The following is a 19,042-nucleotide window of genomic DNA, read 5'->3' as shown; positions in this document are numbered from 1 at the left end:
GCCTTAATCGGAGGGTGATATGGCAATGACTTACCACCTGGACGTCGTCAGTGCAGAGCAACAAATGTTCTCTGGTCTGGTCGAGAAAATCCAGGTAACGGGTAGTGAAGGTGAACTGGGTATTTTCCCGGGTCACGCACCGCTGCTCACCGCCATTAAGCCTGGTATGATCCGCATCGTTAAACAGTTCGGTCATGAAGAGTTTATCTATCTGTCCGGCGGCATTCTCGAAGTGCAGCCTGGCAGCGTGACCGTCCTGGCTGATACCGCGATTCGCGGACAGGATCTCGATGAAGCGAGAGCCCTGGAAGCGAAGCGTAAGGCTGAAGAGCACATCAAGAGCTCTCATGGTGACGTGGATTACGCTCAGGCATCTGCGGAACTGGCCAAAGCGATCGCGAAACTGCGCGTTATCGAGTTGACCAAAAAAGCGATGTAACACCGGCTTGAAAAGCACAAAAGCCAGTCTGGTTTCCAGGCTGGCTTTTTTTTTGGGTTTTGTTTCAGTAAGAGTGAAACTAAAAAGCTGTTTTATTATTTTGTGATTTACATCACAAAAATGTTGATCGGTTAAAAAATGAGGCGTAGACTTCTTTTTGTGATATATGTCACATAATTAATTCAGATAAAAACAGGATATCAACATGAAACTGATTAACAAAATCATCGCGCTTTTCAGCAGCATGGAAGTTTAGTCTTCCCTGAACTGCTCTGTGGCGCGATGCTTCATACGGTTACCTGCTCGCGCCATCTGTTAATAAATTCCCCTCCCCCGTATTATCATTTGTACTCTTTCCTTTTAAAACTGTATTTCTCCTGTCTGTTTTTTCTGCTTTTCACTGAATCACTTTAATAAAATTGTATTTTTCTTTTGTAGTTCTTTATTCATGCAGTAAAAAAACAGCAAAAACATTAACCTAAGGCTTTAATAAGAGCAGACTCCTGGTTTTTGGGAGACAAAAGACGCCGAAATAGATGAAAATAGACAGTTATCAGAGGGGAAATTTCCCCGATTGAACGTTTTATCTTCGGTCCATTTCACGCTGAAAAAAATGTAGTATTTTCAATGTGAAACGGTATAAATTCGTTCTCAAATTACAGTCAGGACGTGTATGTTGAATAATGCTATGAGCGTCGTGATCCTTGCCGCAGGCAAAGGCACGCGTATGTATTCCGATCTTCCTAAAGTGCTGCATACCCTCGCAGGAAAACCGATGGTTCAGCATGTCATTGATGCTGCTAATGAATTAGGTGCGACTCACGTACATCTGGTCTACGGGCACGGTGGTGATTTGCTCAAGCAGACGCTGAAAGATGGCAATCTAAACTGGGTTTTGCAGGTAGATCAGTTGGGCACCGGCCATGCAATGCAGCAGGCAGCGCCATTCTTTGGTGATGACGAAGACATTTTAATGCTCTATGGCGATGTGCCGCTGATCTCTACCGATACCTTGCGTCGCCTGCGTGAAGCCAAACCGCAGGGTGGCATTGGCTTGTTAACGGTAAAACTGGACGACCCGTCCGGTTATGGGCGTATTACGCGTGAAAACGGTAACGTCACCGGTATCGTTGAGCATAAAGATGCAACCGACGAGCAGCGGCAAATCCAGGAAATCAACACCGGTATTCTGATTGCCAATGGCGCAGACATGAAACGCTGGCTGTCCAAACTGACTAATAACAATGTGCAGGGTGAATACTACATCACCGATATCATTGCGATGGCATACCAGGAAGGGCGCGAAATTGCTGCGGTACATCCGGCACGTATTAGCGAAACGGAAGGGGTGAATAACCGTCTTCAATTATCCCGTCTGGAGCGCGTGTATCAGTCCGAGCAGGCAGAAAAACTGCTGTTAGCGGGCGTGATGCTGCGCGATCCTGCACGTTTTGATCTTCGCGGTACGCTTATTCACGGGCGCGATGTTGAAATTGATACTAACGTTATCATTGAAGGTAACGTAACCGTTGGGGATCGCGTCAAGATTGGCGCCGGCTGCATCATCAAAAACAGCGTTATTGGTGAAGGTTGTGAGCTTAGCCCATACAGTGTGGTTGAAGATGCCCATCTGGAAGCCGCTTGCACCATAGGCCCATTCGCGCGTCTGCGTCCGGGCGCTGAGCTGCAGGAAGGCGCGCACGTGGGTAACTTTGTCGAAATGAAAAAAGCGCGTCTGGGTAAAGGCTCCAAAGCCGGTCACCTGACCTATCTGGGCGATGCGGAAATTGGCGATAACGTGAACATCGGCGCGGGTACGATCACCTGCAACTACGATGGTGCCAATAAGTTTAAAACCATTATTGGTGATGATGTGTTTGTGGGTTCTGATACTCAGCTGGTGGCGCCTGTCACCGTGGGTAAAGGTGCGACGATTGCCGCAGGAACTACCGTAACGCGTAATGTTGCCGATAACGAACTGGTATTAAGCCGTGTACCTCAGGTCCATAAACAGGGCTGGCAGCGTCCGGTGAAGAAGAAGTAATTTATTTTGCCGGATGGCGGCCTACGTGCGGTGACGTTCTGTAGGCCTTATAAGCGTGAGCGCCATCAGGCAGACAAGAGATGAGGGGATAATATAATCCTCCGCTCAACAAGCAGTACCTAAAAAAATAACCCCACTCTCTACAAGGCTCGGGGCGCCCGGAAAGGGCAAATACAGGTCAGCGACAACGACAGGCACAATGCCTAAATTCGGAATCAAAAAATATGTGTGGAATTGTTGGCGCTATCGCGCAGCGTGATGTAGCTGAAATCCTTCTCGAAGGTTTACGTCGTCTGGAATATCGTGGTTATGACTCTGCTGGTCTGGCCGTTGTCGATGCTGAAGGCAATATGACCCGTCTGCGTCGTCTGGGTAAAGTGCAGATGCTGACTGCTGCTGCGGAAGAACATCCGCTGCATGGTGGTACAGGTATCGCTCATACCCGTTGGGCGACACACGGCGAACCTTCAGAAGCGAACGCGCATCCTCATGTTTCTGAACACATTGTCGTGGTGCATAACGGCATCATTGAAAACCATGAACCGCTGCGTGAACTGCTGAAAACCCGTGGTTACACCTTTGTTTCTGAAACAGACACCGAAGTGATTGCTCACCTGGTGCACTGGGAACTGGAACAGGGTGGTACGCTGCGTGAAGCCGTGCTGCGTACTATTCCGCAGCTGCGCGGTGCCTACGGCACGGTGATCATGGATACCCGTAACCCGGAAACCCTGCTGGCCGCTCGTTCTGGTAGCCCGTTGGTGATTGGGCTGGGTATGGGTGAGAACTTTATCGCTTCCGATCAGTTGGCGCTGCTGCCGGTAACCCGTCGCTTTATCTTCCTGGAAGAGGGTGACATTGCGGAAGTGACCCGTCGTTCGGTTACCATTTTCGACAAGTCTGGCGCGGAAGTGAAACGTCAGGATATCGAATCTAATCTGCAATACGATGCGGGCGAAAAAGGTATTTATCGCCACTACATGCAGAAAGAGATCTACGAACAGCCGAACGCAATTAAAAATACGCTGACCGGGCGCATTAGCCACGGTGAAGTGGATTTAAGCGAGCTGGGTTCGCATGCCAACGAGCTGCTGTCTCAGGTTGAGCATATCCAGATTATCGCCTGCGGTACGTCGTACAACTCAGGTATGGTATCGCGCTACTGGTTTGAATCGCTGGCGGGTATTCCTTGTGATGTCGAAATCGCTTCTGAGTTCCGCTATCGCAAATCTGCCGTGCGTCGTAACAGCCTGATGATCACCCTTTCCCAGTCAGGTGAAACGGCGGATACCCTGGCGGGTCTGCGCTTATCTAAAGAGCTGGGCTATCTGGGCTCGCTGGCTATCTGTAACGTCCCGGGATCTTCTCTGGTGCGTGAATCCGATCTGGCGATGATGACCAATGCCGGTACCGAAATCGGTGTGGCCTCCACGAAAGCCTTTACCACGCAACTGACCGTTCTGCTGATGCTGGTGGCGAAACTGTCTCGTCTGAAAGGCCTGGATGCGTCTATTGAGCAGGAAATCGTTCACGGACTGCAGGCGCTGCCGAGTCGTATTGAGCAGATGCTGTCTCAGGACAAACGCATTGCCGCTCTGGCTGAAGGTTTCTCTGACAAACACCATGCGCTGTTCCTTGGTCGTGGCGATCAGTACCCAATTGCGCTGGAAGGCGCGCTGAAGCTGAAAGAGATTTCTTATATTCACGCTGAAGCATATGCCGCAGGTGAACTGAAGCACGGTCCACTGGCGCTGATTGACGCTGATATGCCGGTTATCGTCGTGGCACCGAACAACGAACTGCTGGAAAAACTGAAATCCAACATTGAAGAAGTTCGCGCCCGTGGCGGCCAGCTGTACGTCTTCGCTGACCAGGATGCTGGCTTTACCAGCAGTGAAAACATGCACATCATCGAGATGCCGCATGTGGAAGAGGTAATTGCACCAATCTTCTACACCGTTCCGCTGCAGCTGCTGGCGTATCATGTGGCGCTGATTAAAGGCACTGACGTGGACCAGCCGCGTAACCTGGCGAAGTCGGTTACCGTAGAGTAATCCGTACTTAACTGAACTGAAAATGCCCTGCTACAAGCGGGGCATTATTTTTTCGCTTGTTCTGTTTTTAATCAATTATCCCGCCTGTTTTATGTGACAAACCGTCATCTTCAGCTACTGTTTGCAGTGTCATAAAAAGAAAATTTTAGCGAAATGTTATTGTCATGGTAATGACTAACGTTTTGTTTTAAATGCATTTTTATCTGAGAAACTTCACGTATTTTTCGTTGTCATAAAACTGTCATATTTCGTACATTTAACTGTCACCTGTTTGTCCTATTTTGCTCACAGTAGCAACTCAAACAACGATTTACGAAAACCGTGCAGGAGACATTATGAAAGTTATGCGTACCACTGTCGCAACTGTTGTCGCCGCGACCTTATCCATGAGCGCGTTCTCTGCGTTTGCAGCAGCGAGCCTGACAGGTGCAGGTGCAACCTTCCCTGCGCCAGTGTATGCCAAATGGGCAGATACCTATCAGAAAGAGACCGGTAGCAAAGTAAACTACCAGGGTATCGGCTCCTCCGGTGGTGTAAAACAAATCACAGCGAATACCGTTGATTTCGGTGCTTCAGATGCGCCGCTGTCTGACGAAAAACTCAATCAAGAAGGCCTGTTCCAGTTCCCGACCGTTATCGGTGGTGTGGTACTGGCAGTCAACATCCCTGGCCTGAAATCCGGCGAGCTGGTGCTGGACGGTAAAACGCTCGGCGACATCTACCTCGGTAAAATTAAGAAGTGGGATGATGAAGCCATCACCAAACTGAACCCGGGTCTGAAGCTGCCTTCGCAGAATATCGCCGTTGTGCGTCGTGCTGACGGTTCCGGTACGTCCTTTGTCTTCACCAGCTATCTGGCAAAAGTGAACGAAGAGTGGAAATCTAAAATTGGTTCCGGCTCTACCGTTAACTGGCCGACCGGTCTGGGCGGTAAAGGTAACGACGGTATCGCCGCGTTCGTCCAGCGTCTGCCGGGCTCTATTGGCTACGTTGAGTACGCTTACGCTAAGCAGAACAACCTGGCGTACACCAAGCTGGTCTCTGCTGATGGTAAACCGGTAAGCCCGACCGAAGAAAGCTTCGCTAATGCCGCAAAAGGCGCTGACTGGAGCAAAACCTTCGCTCAGGATCTGACTAACCAGAAAGGTGACGATGCGTGGCCTATCACTTCCACCACCTTCATCCTGGTGCATAAAGAGCAGAAGAAACCTGAGCAGGGCGCTGAAGTGCTGAAGTTCTTCGACTGGGCGTACAAAAATGGCGGCAAACAGGCTAATGACCTGGATTACGCCAGCCTGCCGGACAGCGTGGTTGAGCAGATTCGTGCTGCATGGAAGACCAACGTGAAAGACAGCAGCGGTAAAGCGCTGTACTAAATACCCGTCATACTTCGAGCCGCAGCTGTGTTGGCTGTGCTTGTTCACTCCAGTCACATAGTGAATCTATGCTCCTGGGGATCCACAAGCTTGCCGCCTTGCTGCAACTCGAATTATTTAGGGTATGGCATTACGTTAGCCGGGAAGCACGATAAAATGCGTGCTTCCTGGCCCAAACTTAAAGAGTGATTTATGGCTGCAACCAAGCCTGCTTTTAACCCACCGGGTAAAAAGGGTGACATGATATTCAGCGCGCTGGTAAAACTGGCTGCGCTGATTGTGCTATTGATGTTGGGTGGCATTATTGTCTCTCTGGTTATCTCCTCCTGGCCAAGCATTCAGAAATTTGGCTTCTCCTTTCTGTGGACTAAAGAATGGGATGCGCCAAACGACATCTATGGTGCATTAGTACCGATTTACGGTACGCTGGTCACCTCGCTTATCGCGCTGCTGATTGCCGTTCCGGTGAGTTTCGGCATTGCTTTATTCCTGACTGAACTTGCACCTGGCTGGCTGCGTCGCCCGCTGGGTATCGCTATTGAGCTGCTGGCGGCAATTCCAAGTATCGTGTACGGCATGTGGGGCCTGTTTATTTTTGCTCCGCTGTTTGCGACTTATTTCCAGGAACCGGTCGGGAACATCCTTTCCAACATTCCGTTTGTTGGCGCGCTGTTTGCTGGTCCGGCGTTTGGTATCGGTATTCTGGCTGCTGGCGTGATCCTCGCTATCATGATCATCCCGTACATTGCGGCGGTTATGCGCGATGTGTTCGAACAAACGCCGGTCCTGATGAAAGAGTCAGCCTACGGCATCGGTTGTACTACCTGGGAAGTTATCTGGCGCATCGTCCTGCCGTTCACCAAAAACGGTGTGATTGGCGGTGTGATGCTTGGTCTGGGTCGCGCGCTGGGTGAAACCATGGCGGTGACCTTTATCATCGGTAACACCTACCAGCTCGACAGTGCCTCGCTGTACATGCCTGGCAACAGTATTACCTCTGCGCTGGCGAATGAATTTGCCGAAGCGGAATCAGGGCTGCACGTTGCCGCGTTGATGGAACTGGGTCTGATTCTGTTTGTGATCACCTTCATCGTACTGGCGGCGTCTAAGTTCATGATCATGCGCCTTGCGAAGAACGAGGGGGCACGCTAATGGCTACGCTTGAAATGCAAAACACCGCTGCACTAGCGGAATCCCGCCGTAAAATGCAGGCGCGTCGTCGCCTGAAGAACCGCATCGCGCTGACGCTCTCTATGGCGACCATGGCGTTCGGTCTGTTCTGGCTTATCTGGATCCTGATGTCCACGATCACCCGCGGTATTGACGGTATGTCGCTGGCGTTGTTCACCGAAATGACGCCTCCGCCGAATACGGCGGGCGGTGGTCTGGCGAACGCCCTGGCCGGTAGCGGGCTGTTAATTCTGTGGGCGACCGTGTTTGGTACACCGCTTGGTATTATGGCGGGCATCTACCTGGCAGAGTATGGACGTAAGTCCTGGCTGGCTGAGGTCATCCGCTTTATCAACGACATCCTGTTGTCTGCGCCATCAATCGTAGTTGGCCTGTTTGTTTACACCATCGTGGTGGCAAAAATGGAGCACTTCTCCGGCTGGGCGGGCGTTATCGCGCTGGCGCTGCTGCAGGTGCCCATTGTTATTCGTACCACGGAGAACATGCTCAAGCTGGTGCCGGATAGCCTGCGTGAAGCTGCCTATGCACTGGGTACGCCGAAGTGGAAGATGATTTCTGCGATCACCCTGAAGGCGTCTGTCTCGGGCATTATTACAGGGGTTCTGCTGGCTATTGCACGTATCGCAGGTGAAACGGCTCCGCTGCTGTTTACGTCGCTCTCCAACCAGTTCTGGAGCACCGACATGATGCAGCCTATCGCTAACCTGCCGGTCACTATCTTTAAGTTTGCGATGAGCCCGTTTGCTGAGTGGCAGCAACTGGCCTGGGCCGGGGTGCTGATTATTACCCTGTGCGTACTGCTGCTGAACATTCTGGCGCGCGTCATTTTCGCGAAGAAGAAACACGGTTAATTTTTACGGCGTGGCTGATGCGGCGCCGGATGAGGAAGAGATTGAAATGAGTATGGTTGATACTGCCCCGGGTAAGATTCAGGTTCGTGATTTGAACTTCTACTATGGCAAATTCCATGCCCTGAAGAACATCAACCTGGATATTGCTAAAAACCAGGTAACGGCGTTTATCGGGCCGTCAGGCTGTGGTAAATCGACGCTGCTGCGTACATTCAACAAAATGTTTGAACTGTACCCGGAACAGCGTGCGGAAGGCGAAATCCTGCTGGATGGCGACAATATTCTCACTAACACTCAGGATATCGCTCTGCTGCGTGCCAAAGTGGGCATGGTATTCCAGAAGCCGACGCCGTTCCCGATGTCCATCTACGATAACATCGCTTTTGGGGTGCGTCTGTTTGAGAAACTCTCGCGTGCGGATATGGACGAACGTGTGCAGTGGGCGTTGACCAAGGCCGCACTGTGGAACGAAACCAAAGATAAATTACACCAGAGCGGGTACTCTCTCTCCGGTGGTCAGCAGCAGCGTCTGTGTATTGCGCGCGGTATCGCCATTCGTCCGGAAGTGCTTCTGCTTGATGAGCCGTGTTCAGCGCTCGACCCTATTTCTACCGGGCGCATTGAAGAGCTGATCACAGAGCTGAAACAAGATTACACCGTCGTTATCGTAACCCACAACATGCAGCAGGCTGCGCGTTGTTCCGATCACACGGCGTTTATGTACCTGGGCGAGTTGATTGAGTTCAGCAACACGGACGATCTGTTCACCAAGCCCGCGAAGAAACAAACTGAAGATTACATTACTGGCCGCTACGGTTGATATGCCCGGGCATCTGGAGAAATGATGGACAATTTAAACCTTAACAAACATATTTCCGGCCAGTTCAATGCAGAGCTGGAAAGCATCCGTACCCAGGTGATGACCATGGGCGGCATGGTCGAGCAGCAGCTTTCTGATGCGATTACCGCCATGCATAACCAGGACAGTGAGCTGGCGAAGCGCGTCATTGAAGGCGATAAGAACGTCAACATGATGGAAGTGGCGATCGACGAAGCCTGCGTACGTATCATCGCCAAGCGTCAGCCGACCGCCAGCGATCTGCGTCTGGTGATGGCAATAATCAAAACCATTGCTGAGCTGGAACGTATTGGCGACGTGGCGGACAAAATCTGCCGCACCGCGCTGGAGAAATTCTCGCAACAGCATCAACCGCTGCTGGTAAGCCTGGAGTCACTGGGCCGCCACACCGTACAAATGCTGCATGACGTGCTGGATGCGTTTGCGCGTATGGATCTCGACGAAGCGGTACGTATTTATCGCGAAGATAAGAAAGTCGACCAGGAATATGAAGGCATCGTGCGTCAGCTGATGACCTACATGATGGAAGATCCACGTACCATTCCAAGCGTGCTGACCGCGCTGTTCTGCGCCCGTTCCATCGAGCGTATCGGTGACCGCTGCCAGAATATCTGCGAATACATCTTCTACTTCGTGAAGGGACAGGACTTCCGTCATGTGGGCGGCGATGAGCTGGATAAGCTGCTGGCGGGCAAAGATCCGAAAGAGTGATAAAAACGCAGAAAGTAGGCCGGATAAGCGTCAGTGCCATCCGGCAATTGCCCGGTGGCGTAAGCTTACCGGGCCTACAAAAAATTACCGGGTAATATCCCAACCCCGCGCTTTCCACAATTCCGGCAACTGTGCCAGATCGGTAAACGTCGTGACTTTTGGATGATCGATCGGTTTGTTGTGCGGATCGGCGCAGAAATAGAACACTTCCATTCCCGCAGCAACCCCCGCCTGCGCGCCTGCACTGGAATCATCGACCAGAATGCAGTTCTCAACGTTAACGTCCATCGCTTTCGCCGCATGGAACATCAGGGCCGGATCGGGCTTCCAGCGCTGAATATCGTATCCGCTGAACAGTAAATCAGGGAAATGGTGCAACATGCCCAGTTTACCCAGTGAATGCTGCATTTTGCTGACCGGACCGTTGGACACTACGCACATGGGCACCGTCATACTGTCCAGTAGCACATTAGCGCCAGCGATCACCTCCAGTTCCGTATCGAACAGACGTGCGACCTCAGCGCGGTAGACCGGTTCTAAATCGGCTTTTGCCAGTTCGACACCGTGCTCTTCGTTGATAATGTCGATGATCTCGTACAGCTTTACCCCTTTGAAGCGTTTGAACGTTTCTTCAAGATCGAGCGTAATGCCGAACGCCTGGAACATGCTGACATACGCGCGAGAACAAATCACTTCACTGTCGACAAGGGTACCATCACAGTCAAAAAATACGGCTTCTATCTGGGACATGTCATTTCCGTTTTAACAAGTTTAACGTTTTCGTAATGCATTATTAGGCAACGCAATCGTTGCCGTATAAGCAAAATCAATGAAAAAAGTTGCTCATAACCCAACCCTATTGTCGCATTTTGGTATAGGATAGCGACGAATTTTCCCTCCTTGTTCGGAAATTGATAATGAGTCAACAACACACAACCCAGGCTTCTGGCCAGGGGATGCTGGAACGCGTGTTCAAACTGCGCGAACATGGCACGACGGCACGGACCGAAGTGATCGCCGGTTTAACCACCTTCCTGACGATGGTTTATATCGTTTTTGTTAACCCGCAAATTCTTGGCGTGGCTGGCATGGATACCAGCGCCGTCTTTGTTACCACCTGCCTTATTGCTGCATTTGGTAGCATCCTGATGGGGCTATTTGCCAACCTGCCGGTCGCACTAGCGCCAGCTATGGGCCTGAACGCATTCTTTGCTTTCGTGGTCGTTGGCGCCATGGGCCTGTCATGGCAGATCGGTATGGGGGCTATCTTCTGGGGTGCGGTAGGTCTGCTGCTGCTGACCATTTTCCGCGTACGTTACTGGATGATAGCCAATATCCCGGTTAGCCTGCGCGTGGGGATCACCAGCGGTATTGGTCTGTTCATCGGCATGATGGGGCTGAAAAACGCCGGCGTTATCGTGGCGAACAAAGACACCCTGGTGTCCATCGGCAACCTGACCTCCCACAGCGTACTGCTCGGCATTCTGGGCTTCTTTATCATCGCGATTCTGGCGTCACGTAATATTCATGCGGCGGTGCTGATCTCCATCATTGTGACCACGCTGCTGGGCTGGATGCTGGGCGATGTTCATTACAACGGAATCGTCTCAGCGCCGCCGAGCGTAATGTCTGTTATCGGACATGTTGATCTGGCTGGTTCGTTTAACATTGGCCTGGCGGGTGTAATTTTCTCGTTCATGCTGGTCAACCTGTTCGACTCCTCCGGTACGTTGATTGGCGTCACGGATAAAGCTGGTCTGGCGGATGCGAAGGGCAAGTTCCCGCGCATGAAGCAGGCGTTGTATGTGGATAGCGTGTCGTCTGTTACCGGCGCGTTTATCGGGACGTCTTCCGTTACCGCGTATATTGAGTCTTCTTCCGGGGTTTCTGTCGGTGGACGTACTGGCCTGACAGCGGTAGTTGTTGGCTTGCTGTTCCTGCTGGTTATCTTCCTGTCGCCGCTGGCGGGAATGGTGCCGGGCTATGCTGCCGCAGGTGCGCTGATTTATGTTGGTGTGCTGATGACATCAAGCCTGTCGCGCGTGAAGTGGGATGACCTGACAGAAGCAGTTCCGGCGTTTATTACCGCCGTGATGATGCCGTTTAGCTTCTCGATTACCGAAGGTATCGCGCTGGGCTTTATTTCCTACTGTGTGATGAAAATCGGTACCGGACGTTTCCGCGATCTCAGCCCGTGCGTCATTGTTGTCGCGCTGCTGTTTGTGCTGAAGATTGTGTTTATCGACGCGCATTAATGTACACATGCTTCAGTCTTATGATTTAAGGCTGAAGCATAATTTTTTATCACTCATCTCCTGTCAGACCTGCAAATTATCTCTCTTCAATCAAAAGTCTTAAGTGATTTATTCACCGTCCTTCATTGTGATTTGCTAGCCGTGAACTGTTGCTTCATCTGGTGAATTATCTGTTAATAAATTGAAATGTTTTCATTTTGATTTTTTTGAAATATCAAAAATAGCCTTAATAAATGCAGGGGCTATTTCAACTTTCGCACAGGCTTTTTTCGTTACTGTTTCTTATCTCTATTAAAAGGAGTTTAGAAATGAAGAAGACTGTCATTGCGACGTTCTGCGTCTCCCTGTTTTTTCCGTTATTCGCGTATTCGGCTACCAGCGTAACGCTGGATGGTCATTCATTGACACTGGATGATGCCTGGGCCATCGCTCAAGGAGAAAAACAAGTCGACATCGCTTCAACTGCAATGGATCGCGTCGATAAAGCGAACAAACTTTTGATGATTGCTGCCGGTAAAGGGGTTCCTGTTTACGGGCTGACGGTAGGTGTCGGTCTCAACAAAGATAAATCATTGTTCGATGCGCATGGAAAATTGACGCCGGAAGTTATTCAGGCCTCACGTGAATTTAATATCAACGCTCTGCATGCACACGCAGCAGGTGTTGGGCCCGATATGCCGGATGAATTGGTTCGTCTGGCGATGGTGATCCGCCTTAATACGATGTTGACGGGAAATACAGGAGCCCAACCGCAGGTAGCCAAACTGTATCAGCAGTTCCTCAATAAGCATATTACTCCCGTCGTGCCCTCGCGCGGTTCCGTTGGTGAAGCTGATATAACGCTTGCATCACATATTGGCGACGTAATGATTGGTGAGTGGCGTGTTCGTGTGAAAGGCGTCGAGATGGATTCAGCGAAAGCCCTGAAACAGGCGGGCATTGAAAAGCTGGAACCGCTTGGTAAAGATGCTCTCTCAATTCTCTCTTCAAATGCGATATCAACAGCCTACTCCGCTCAGGCCTTACTGGAATCCCGCCAGATCATAAACGTTACACCTGTGGTCTATGGTTTATCTCTGGAGGCGCTTGATGGCAATGTTGCCCCATTCTTGTACCAAAGCTTAAGTGTGCGGCCTTTCCCTGGAATTCAGGATACTGCCGGAAGTATTCGTAATGTACTAACCGGTTCTTATCTTTGGCAGCATCAGGATGGACGACCTTTACAAGATCCGCTCTCTTTCCGTACGACAGTATTTGTTCTTAATGAAGCACGTCGCGAGTGGAATGAAGCCTGGCAAATGCTGGAAATTCAGATGAACAGCTCTGATGACAATCCGGCGGTGATCGTAAATGCCGATCGTTCGTTGGCGGAAAATAGCCAGGTTGAGCAGTACTTCGTGAGCGAAAAAGAGGCCAATGGCGAAACCCTCAGCGGCGCGATTTTCCCAACCTCTAATTTTGAACCTCTGCCTCTGGCGCTGGCAATTCAGAATCTGTCTTTAGCGATGGGGCATTTGGCGCATAACAGCGTACAGCGCACTTTGCATTTATCTGACGAGCATTTCACTGGATTGAGTCGCTTCCTTGCTTCTGACACCAATCAACAAGGACATGCTTTTGGGGCAATTCAGAAGCCACAGGTTGCGCTACTGGCTGATATTCGCGACCTGGTTAATCCGGTATCCCTTGATGGCCAACCGATGGCGGGCACGATTGAAGATACCTATACCAATAATCTCCGGGCGTCCAAACGCTTGAATCAGATCGCTGATGATATGCGTAGCATTTATGGTCTGGAATTGTTGCATGCCAGCCAGGCTATCGATCTAAGAAAACAAAAAAATCCTGACCTGAAGTTGGGAGAGATGACAGGCAAACTTTTTGCCGCTTATCGGGAAAAAGTACCGTTTGTTTCGCAGGATCGGATTTTCAGCGACAACATTGCAGATTCCTCTGCATTAGTCGCATCGTTTCCTGCCGGGACCCTGGTTAATACGCAAGCAGGGAGCAAATGACGAAAATGAAAAAAACCGTTAATGCATCGCGGCGGGCCTTTTTAACGAAAAGCACCATTCTGGCGACGGGAGGTGCGCTGACGGCGCTGGCGGGGAGTGCGCGAGCACAGCTGAGCAGCTGTCAGGCAACGGCGGTTCGTTACCATAAAATTTACGATGTGATTGTGGTGGGAAGTGGTTTTGCTGGGTTAGCTGCTGCGCTCGAAGCGGCCCAGGCAGGCCGCAGTGTACTGGTGATCGATAAAATGCCGGTTTTTGGCGGTAACTCTGCGATTAACGGTGGTGCCGTTGCGGTTGCGGGTTCTCCGTTGCAGGAAAAAGAGGGGATAGTTGACTCTCCTGAGCTGATGTTTAAAGACATGCTTAAAGCCGGGCGGGGGCTTAATGATAAAGATCAACTGAAAATTTTGGTCAGTAATACCATGGCTGCCTATGAGTTTACCCTGCAACATGGCGTGAAATATAAACCGTTTGTCCAGCATTTTGGCGGTCACTCGGTTCCCCGTACGCTGCAAACTGTCGAGAGCTCAGGGGCTGGTATCACCCGGCCCCTGAAAGAGTCTGCTGCAAAAATGGGGGTTGTTTTTCGTTCACGATGCAAGCTGGAATCTTTCCGACTAAACGGCGAGGGGCGAGTGGTTGGTCTGACTGTTCGTGATGGGTATCGTTTCCCTGATGAACAGACGGGTCAGATAAGGCACTACGGCGCACGATACGGCGTGGTGATGTGTTCTGGCGGTTTTTCTAACGATTTACGTTTTCGTAAAATGCAAAACCCCATGCTGGATGAGCGTGTCGACTCCACAAACCATCCTGGTGCGACGTCGGAATGTCTGGTGCAAATGCTACGTATTGGCGCAACACCAGTACAACTTGACCTTATTCAGCTAGGCCCCTGGTCTTCACCAGACGAACGCGGATTTGGTTACGTATCGCAGTTCAATACTATCTCCGGTTTTCCTAATGGAATCATGGTTAACCCACGTACTGGCCATCGCTTCACAAACGAACTTGCCGATCGTAAAGAGCGTGAAGAAGGGATTTTGGCACAAGTCGATGAAAAGGGAGATCCACTTTATCCCATCTGTTTTACCACCCTGGAAGGCGCAAAACAGGCACAAAGCCTGGGGCATGCCCTGCACTATGGCGTGGCCTGGCAATTTGACTCCCTGGAGTTGTTGGCTGCGCATTTCGGTATACCTTACGACGTGCTGACAGAAGAAGTAGATACCTACAATGCCGCCGTAGCCCGTAAGGGGGGCGATCGCATGAAGAAAGATGTGAGTCGTGCAGTTCCACTGGATAAAGGACCATTTGTCGCCGTACGTGTGTGGCCAAAAGTGCACTACATCATGGGTGGAGTACAGATAAATATGCGGACAGAGGTACTTAACGCTGCTGATAGTAAGCCGATCCCAGGTCTGTATGCTGCCGGAGAAGCAACTGCAGGTTCACATGGTGGAAGTCGTCTTGGTAGTTGTGCTGTGGCTGATTGTCTGGTTTTTGGTCGGATTGCAGGCGCCAGCGTTGCTTCTTCGAGCGCAGTGGGTGATGTATTTGATGTTGAGGGAATTTAACATGGCAAAGTTATGGATAGCCCTGTTGCTGCTTATTGGTGGTTTTTCCCAGGTTACAGCTGCGGCGGATGATGAGGCTGCTTTTCATCAGCAACTGAACACAATGACCGTTAAGCCTTATCACCATTCGCTGGAGGCAACCGGACGAGATACATCATGTCAGTTGTGCCATGGCGCCAGTACGCCAGTTGCGGCACCCAATGATAAGTCGTGCCTTAGTTGTCACGGTTCACGCGATCAGGTTGCCGAATTAACGCAACCTAATCCACAAGATAAAAATGCTGAGCCTAACCCGCATGACTCAATGCATTACGGAAAAGATGTTCCTTGTACTGCTTGTCATAACGAGCATAAACCCTCGGTAATTTATTGTAATAATTGCCATCTATTTAAATATCCGGATATGAAGCCATGAGGGAAATCATGCGCGGATTCTTAATAAGAGGCTTCTTTTTTCTACTGTCAGGGGGGATGCCGCTGTCGGGATTTTCTGCGCCAATTCCGACACAACAACTCAATCAACCTTGTCTGGCATGTCACGCAGACGGAGATATCCAGGGCATATCGACGGATAAAGTGCAGGATAATTTATTCGTTTCACCAGATAAGTATCACGATAGCGTGCATGGCGAGGTGCCATGTATCGCTTGTCATCAGAGTAAACCCGGAAGCGAGGGATTTTCAGTTACCCCTCATGTTTTAAAAGCAGGAGCAGAGAAGAGTTGTGAAAGCTGTCATGGCGTAGTCATGCGCGATACGGTACATGCCGTACAGCAGAGTGTGCATAGTGAAAAGATTGCCAATGGCGAGTTCACCTGTACCTCGTGCCATAACGCACACACCATGACTGCTGGAGAACTAAATCATCCGGGTAAACAACGGGTTGCTGACGACAATTTAATGTGTACGAACTGTCATTCGCGGGCGGGGGTCTTTACGCAGTTGTCAGGGGGAAAAACCTCAACTACTCAGAATCTGGCGCACTCGGCGCTCCCTTATGCTTCTGAGCATCTCAACAGTTTACGCTGCATTGATTGTCATGCTGATATAGCCGATACCACCCTGCATCGAATTCTGCCTGCCTCGCAAGCTGTCAGTTGTGAACAGTGTCATGGAGATAGCGCGTTGCTGACGAGCCGACTGAAAACGTTCGCGCCGGATGAAAATGCACTGGCTGGAAGTCTTTTAGGGAAAGGGCTCTTTGATGAAAGTGTGCTGAGGGAAAAACTCGCGACGGTATCAACGTTACCACCGGTCGTTCGCCAGGTTGATGGTGCTTTGTTTACCAATACCTACATGATTGGTAATAATGGCAGTGGGCAGGCGGATAGTCTGGTGGCCTGGGGATTGGGCGGCCTTGTCGCTTTGTTAATCTGCCATGGTTTGGGACGAATCATCTTGTCTCACCGCGCTATCGATATGTCGATGGATAAACATTATCTTTATACGCTTCCTGTCCGTTGCTGGCACTGGCTGAATGCGCTCTGCTTTACTGCACTGATCGTTAGTGGTTTTGCACTACACTGGGTAAGTGCGCAATTCTCACTTTGGGTCGATGTGCATAATATTGCTGGTGTATCGTTATGTATTATTTGGCTGGGCTTCATCCTGGTGGCGATATGCGGTAACGGGCATCATTATCGAGTAAGCTGGCAAGGTTTTATGGGGCGGTTTACCCGGCAGACACGTTATTATCTATACGGTATTTTTCGTGGCGAATCCCATCCAGAGCAAGCATCGCCAGAGGCTAAATTCAATATCCTCCAACAACTTGGCTATATTGGCGTGATGTTTTTGTTGTTGCCGTCGTTGATAGTGACCGGATTATTCATGATGTATTCTGATCTTACTCCCGAAACGCTATTTTCGTTGCCGGGTAAGCAGGTTGTGGCCTGGCTCCATTATGGTCTGGCTGTGGTTATGATAGCCTTTATCATCGTGCATCTTTATTTATGCAGTACAGGAGATAAGCCAGGATCACTAATTAAAGGTATGATTGACGGTTTCCATCGTTCCAAAAAACTGTAGTAATGAAAATTCTCCCCTTTCCCATACCAGGGGAAGGGGATTAATCTTTAACAACTATGCCCAGCTTTTTTATTTTGCTGTAGAGGGTGTTACTGTTGACACCGAGTAGTTCTGCGGCCCCATCTTTACCTGATATTCTTCCCCCTGTCTGTTTTAATGCCTTTTGAATGTGCTGGCGTATAGCCTCATCAAGCGTGCTGATTGACAAAGTATTCCTCTCTCGGGGGATAATAATATTCAATTCATTAGCTGGGCAACGGAAGAACGCATTCTCTAATAATCCAATTAATTCTGTGATGTTGCCCGGCCAGTTATATTGCAATAATAATCGTAGAGCATCATCCCCTAACACTGGTAGAGTATGGTATTTATGTTGACCTGATAATTTCCTTAAATAATGTGTTAACAACAGAGGGATGTCATCATGGCGATACCGTAGGGGCGGTAAGGTGATTATCTGGCAGAGAATGTTAGCATACCGTTGATTTGTCAGATGGCCTTTAGATATATCGTAGATACCGGAGTTTTGTACCATTGAAAATGGTTGTGTTTGCGTAGCAATAATCTGCAACTGGCAATACTCGCGATAGCTTGCATGGAGTGCGAGTAGAAAAGTTTGCCAGCGCTCGGGAAATGACTTTATTTCTTTTACTAGTAAAGAACCTTGATGTAATATCAAAAACATAGCCATATTAGGTGTTTTATTCAAGTCTATGTTTATTGTTCTATCTACAACCCCACTTCTCATAATAACCAACTGGCCTTGAGGTGTTATCAATCCATAATAACCACTACGGTTGGTTTTTCGTTGTTGAAGTTCTGAGGCTAGTGTTGTTTTTCCTACACCTTCCTCGCCCAGTAGTAAAATAGGTTGCTCACTATTTGCTAATTTATCCAGCGACCTATATAACTGATACAGATGGGAATTGGTTTGACTGATGATAAATTTTTCATTCTCTTCTGGGACAGGAAGTTCTGATAGTGGAACTGGAGTATTATTCACTAAAAGATTTTGTCGTGACAAGGCAATAAAAGCCAGTAATGAGAGCTCTCCTCTCACAGATTCAAATAATTCAGCATGTTGAGGTGTAAAGGCATTTGCATGGTGGCTAAATATACCCATTGCACCAAGTCGTAAACCATCCAAATGCATGCGCATCAGGATAAGCGATTTGATATTACGAAAGCAGGTACTAACCACATATTCAGTCAACGGGCATTGGCTCAGATTGTCGATAACCTGAGTAGAAAAATTATCTGAGTGATTGAATTGTCGGGCAATGTTTTCAGGAATGGGGATGACATCCCTTTTCAATCGTGCCGTTTTATGCGTCGCCAATGCTAAAAACTGGATGCAACGAATATCACTACGGTAGTAGTTAAAGAAAATACCGTCACAAACTATTGAATCTGGTATCGATTGTAGGCAAGCATACATGGATTTCTCCAATTGTGTGCTGCTACATAAAGCGGTCCTGAGATGTGAAAATGTCCTGTCCATGGCATATCCATTGTTCACGGTAGACAAAATGTCGGGAAAATATTAGAAATATTTATTGGTATAATTGCAACTGCAATGTCTGGTAACACTATGCCACAATAGTGAAGGAGAAAAAATAGACAAAAGTGAGTTATTGGATTG

The 19,042-nt window shown here is 49.5% G+C and carries 15 protein-coding genes; 13 read left to right on the top strand and 2 right to left on the bottom strand.

Going from position 1 to position 19,042, the window contains the following annotated elements; genetic code table 11:
- Window positions 1–19 precede the first annotated feature (19 nt).
- From OGV80_RS08595 to phoU, 8 genes are all read left to right on the top strand, one after another.
- Window positions 20–439: a F0F1 ATP synthase subunit epsilon gene (locus tag OGV80_RS08595; protein ID WP_003023809.1), complete on the top strand. Its 420-nt coding sequence runs from the start codon at window positions 20–22 to the stop codon at window positions 437–439.
- Window positions 440–1,112: 673 nt separating this feature from the next.
- The gene (glmU, locus tag OGV80_RS08590; RefSeq protein ID WP_087052870.1) at window positions 1,113–2,483 is read left to right on the top strand and encodes a bifunctional UDP-N-acetylglucosamine diphosphorylase/glucosamine-1-phosphate N-acetyltransferase GlmU; all 1,371 of its coding nucleotides are present in this window, start codon (window positions 1,113–1,115) and stop codon (window positions 2,481–2,483) included.
- A gap of 224 nt (window positions 2,484–2,707) precedes the next feature.
- A complete protein-coding gene (gene glmS, locus OGV80_RS08585) occupies window positions 2,708–4,537 on the top strand; it encodes a glutamine--fructose-6-phosphate transaminase (isomerizing) (RefSeq protein ID WP_043018818.1) in 1,830 nt (609 codons plus the stop codon).
- A gap of 335 nt (window positions 4,538–4,872) precedes the next feature.
- Window positions 4,873–5,913 carry a phosphate ABC transporter substrate-binding protein PstS gene (gene pstS, locus OGV80_RS08580; protein ID WP_043018817.1) on the top strand — a complete coding sequence of 347 codons (1,041 nt, stop codon included), beginning with the start codon at window positions 4,873–4,875 and terminating at the stop codon, window positions 5,911–5,913.
- Window positions 5,914–6,105: 192 nt separating this feature from the next.
- Window positions 6,106–7,065, top strand: a complete 960-nt coding sequence (pstC, locus tag OGV80_RS08575) for a phosphate ABC transporter permease PstC (RefSeq protein ID WP_038635761.1) — start codon at window positions 6,106–6,108, stop codon at window positions 7,063–7,065.
- Window positions 7,065–7,955, top strand: coding sequence for a phosphate ABC transporter permease PstA (gene pstA / locus OGV80_RS08570; RefSeq protein WP_016155077.1), 891 nt, complete (start codon window positions 7,065–7,067; stop codon window positions 7,953–7,955). Before pstC ends, pstA begins: the two co-directional genes overlap by 1 nt.
- Before the next feature lie 46 nt (window positions 7,956–8,001).
- Window positions 8,002–8,775 carry a phosphate ABC transporter ATP-binding protein PstB gene (gene pstB, locus OGV80_RS08565; protein WP_042998747.1) on the top strand — a complete coding sequence of 258 codons (774 nt, stop codon included), beginning with the start codon at window positions 8,002–8,004 and terminating at the stop codon, window positions 8,773–8,775.
- 24 nt (window positions 8,776–8,799) lie between these two features.
- Window positions 8,800–9,525: a phosphate signaling complex protein PhoU gene (phoU, locus tag OGV80_RS08560; RefSeq protein ID WP_003023824.1), complete on the top strand. Its 726-nt coding sequence runs from the start codon at window positions 8,800–8,802 to the stop codon at window positions 9,523–9,525.
- An 84-nt stretch (window positions 9,526–9,609) separates the two neighbouring features.
- Here phoU and yieH read toward each other — a convergent pair whose 3' ends face one another.
- Window positions 9,610–10,275 (bottom strand): 6-phosphogluconate phosphatase, encoded by a 666-nt coding sequence (yieH, locus tag OGV80_RS08555; RefSeq protein ID WP_087052869.1) that lies wholly within the window; start codon window positions 10,273–10,275, stop codon window positions 9,610–9,612.
- Window positions 10,276–10,442: 167 nt separating this feature from the next.
- Between yieH and adeP the strand changes: the two genes are divergently transcribed.
- From adeP to phsC, 5 genes are all read left to right on the top strand, one after another.
- Window positions 10,443–11,780, top strand: coding sequence for an adenine permease AdeP (adeP, locus tag OGV80_RS08550; protein ID WP_003023830.1), 1,338 nt, complete (start codon window positions 10,443–10,445; stop codon window positions 11,778–11,780).
- Between the two features lie 308 nt (window positions 11,781–12,088).
- Complete coding sequence (locus OGV80_RS08545; protein ID WP_087052867.1) at window positions 12,089–13,795, top strand: HAL/PAL/TAL family ammonia-lyase; 1,707 nt, start codon at window positions 12,089–12,091, stop codon at window positions 13,793–13,795.
- The gene (locus OGV80_RS08540) at window positions 13,792–15,372 is read left to right on the top strand and encodes a flavocytochrome c (RefSeq protein WP_236019710.1); all 1,581 of its coding nucleotides are present in this window, start codon (window positions 13,792–13,794) and stop codon (window positions 15,370–15,372) included. The genes OGV80_RS08545 and OGV80_RS08540 overlap by 4 nt, the downstream gene beginning before the upstream one ends.
- A gap of 1 nt (window position 15,373) precedes the next feature.
- Complete coding sequence (locus OGV80_RS08535; protein WP_087052866.1) at window positions 15,374–15,787, top strand: cytochrome c3 family protein; 414 nt, start codon at window positions 15,374–15,376, stop codon at window positions 15,785–15,787.
- A complete protein-coding gene (gene phsC / locus OGV80_RS08530; RefSeq protein ID WP_233592457.1) occupies window positions 15,784–17,400 on the top strand; it encodes a thiosulfate reductase cytochrome B subunit in 1,617 nt (538 codons plus the stop codon). The genes OGV80_RS08535 and phsC overlap by 4 nt, the downstream gene beginning before the upstream one ends.
- Before the next feature lie 40 nt (window positions 17,401–17,440).
- Here the strand turns inward: phsC and OGV80_RS08525 are convergent, their stop codons facing one another.
- Window positions 17,441–18,901 carry an AAA-type ATPase lid domain-containing protein gene (locus OGV80_RS08525; protein ID WP_231125752.1) on the bottom strand — a complete coding sequence of 487 codons (1,461 nt, stop codon included), beginning with the start codon at window positions 18,899–18,901 and terminating at the stop codon, window positions 17,441–17,443.
- Window positions 18,902–19,042: the final 141 nt, after the last annotated feature.

The organism is Citrobacter sp. Ce119 (assembly GCF_030334525.1).
GTDB classification, from domain to species: domain Bacteria; phylum Pseudomonadota; class Gammaproteobacteria; order Enterobacterales; family Enterobacteriaceae; genus Citrobacter; species Citrobacter europaeus.
This window is presented reverse-complemented; position numbering and strand designations above follow the sequence as displayed.

What these genes read in the sequence shown, in the direction of transcription:
- OGV80_RS08535 (WP_087052866.1), top strand. Translation starts at nt 15,374, where the DNA reads ATGGCAAAGTTATGGATAGCCCTGTTGCTGCTTATTGGTGGTTTTTCC.
- pstC (WP_038635761.1), top strand. Translation starts at nt 6,106, where the DNA reads ATGGCTGCAACCAAGCCTGCTTTTAACCCACCGGGTAAAAAGGGTGAC.
- yieH (WP_087052869.1), bottom strand. Translation starts at nt 10,275, where the DNA reads ATGTCCCAGATAGAAGCCGTATTTTTTGACTGTGATGGTACCCTTGTC.
- phoU (WP_003023824.1), top strand. Translation starts at nt 8,800, where the DNA reads ATGGACAATTTAAACCTTAACAAACATATTTCCGGCCAGTTCAATGCA.
- pstA (WP_016155077.1), top strand. Translation starts at nt 7,065, where the DNA reads ATGGCTACGCTTGAAATGCAAAACACCGCTGCACTAGCGGAATCCCGC.
- glmS (WP_043018818.1), top strand. Translation starts at nt 2,708, where the DNA reads ATGTGTGGAATTGTTGGCGCTATCGCGCAGCGTGATGTAGCTGAAATC.
- OGV80_RS08525 (WP_231125752.1), bottom strand. Translation starts at nt 18,901, where the DNA reads ATGGACAGGACATTTTCACATCTCAGGACCGCTTTATGTAGCAGCACA.
- OGV80_RS08595 (WP_003023809.1), top strand. Translation starts at nt 20, where the DNA reads ATGGCAATGACTTACCACCTGGACGTCGTCAGTGCAGAGCAACAAATG.
- glmU (WP_087052870.1), top strand. Translation starts at nt 1,113, where the DNA reads ATGTTGAATAATGCTATGAGCGTCGTGATCCTTGCCGCAGGCAAAGGC.
- pstS (WP_043018817.1), top strand. Translation starts at nt 4,873, where the DNA reads ATGAAAGTTATGCGTACCACTGTCGCAACTGTTGTCGCCGCGACCTTA.
- OGV80_RS08545 (WP_087052867.1), top strand. Translation starts at nt 12,089, where the DNA reads ATGAAGAAGACTGTCATTGCGACGTTCTGCGTCTCCCTGTTTTTTCCG.
- phsC (WP_233592457.1), top strand. Translation starts at nt 15,784, where the DNA reads ATGAGGGAAATCATGCGCGGATTCTTAATAAGAGGCTTCTTTTTTCTA.
- pstB (WP_042998747.1), top strand. Translation starts at nt 8,002, where the DNA reads ATGAGTATGGTTGATACTGCCCCGGGTAAGATTCAGGTTCGTGATTTG.
- adeP (WP_003023830.1), top strand. Translation starts at nt 10,443, where the DNA reads ATGAGTCAACAACACACAACCCAGGCTTCTGGCCAGGGGATGCTGGAA.
- OGV80_RS08540 (WP_236019710.1), top strand. Translation starts at nt 13,792, where the DNA reads ATGACGAAAATGAAAAAAACCGTTAATGCATCGCGGCGGGCCTTTTTA.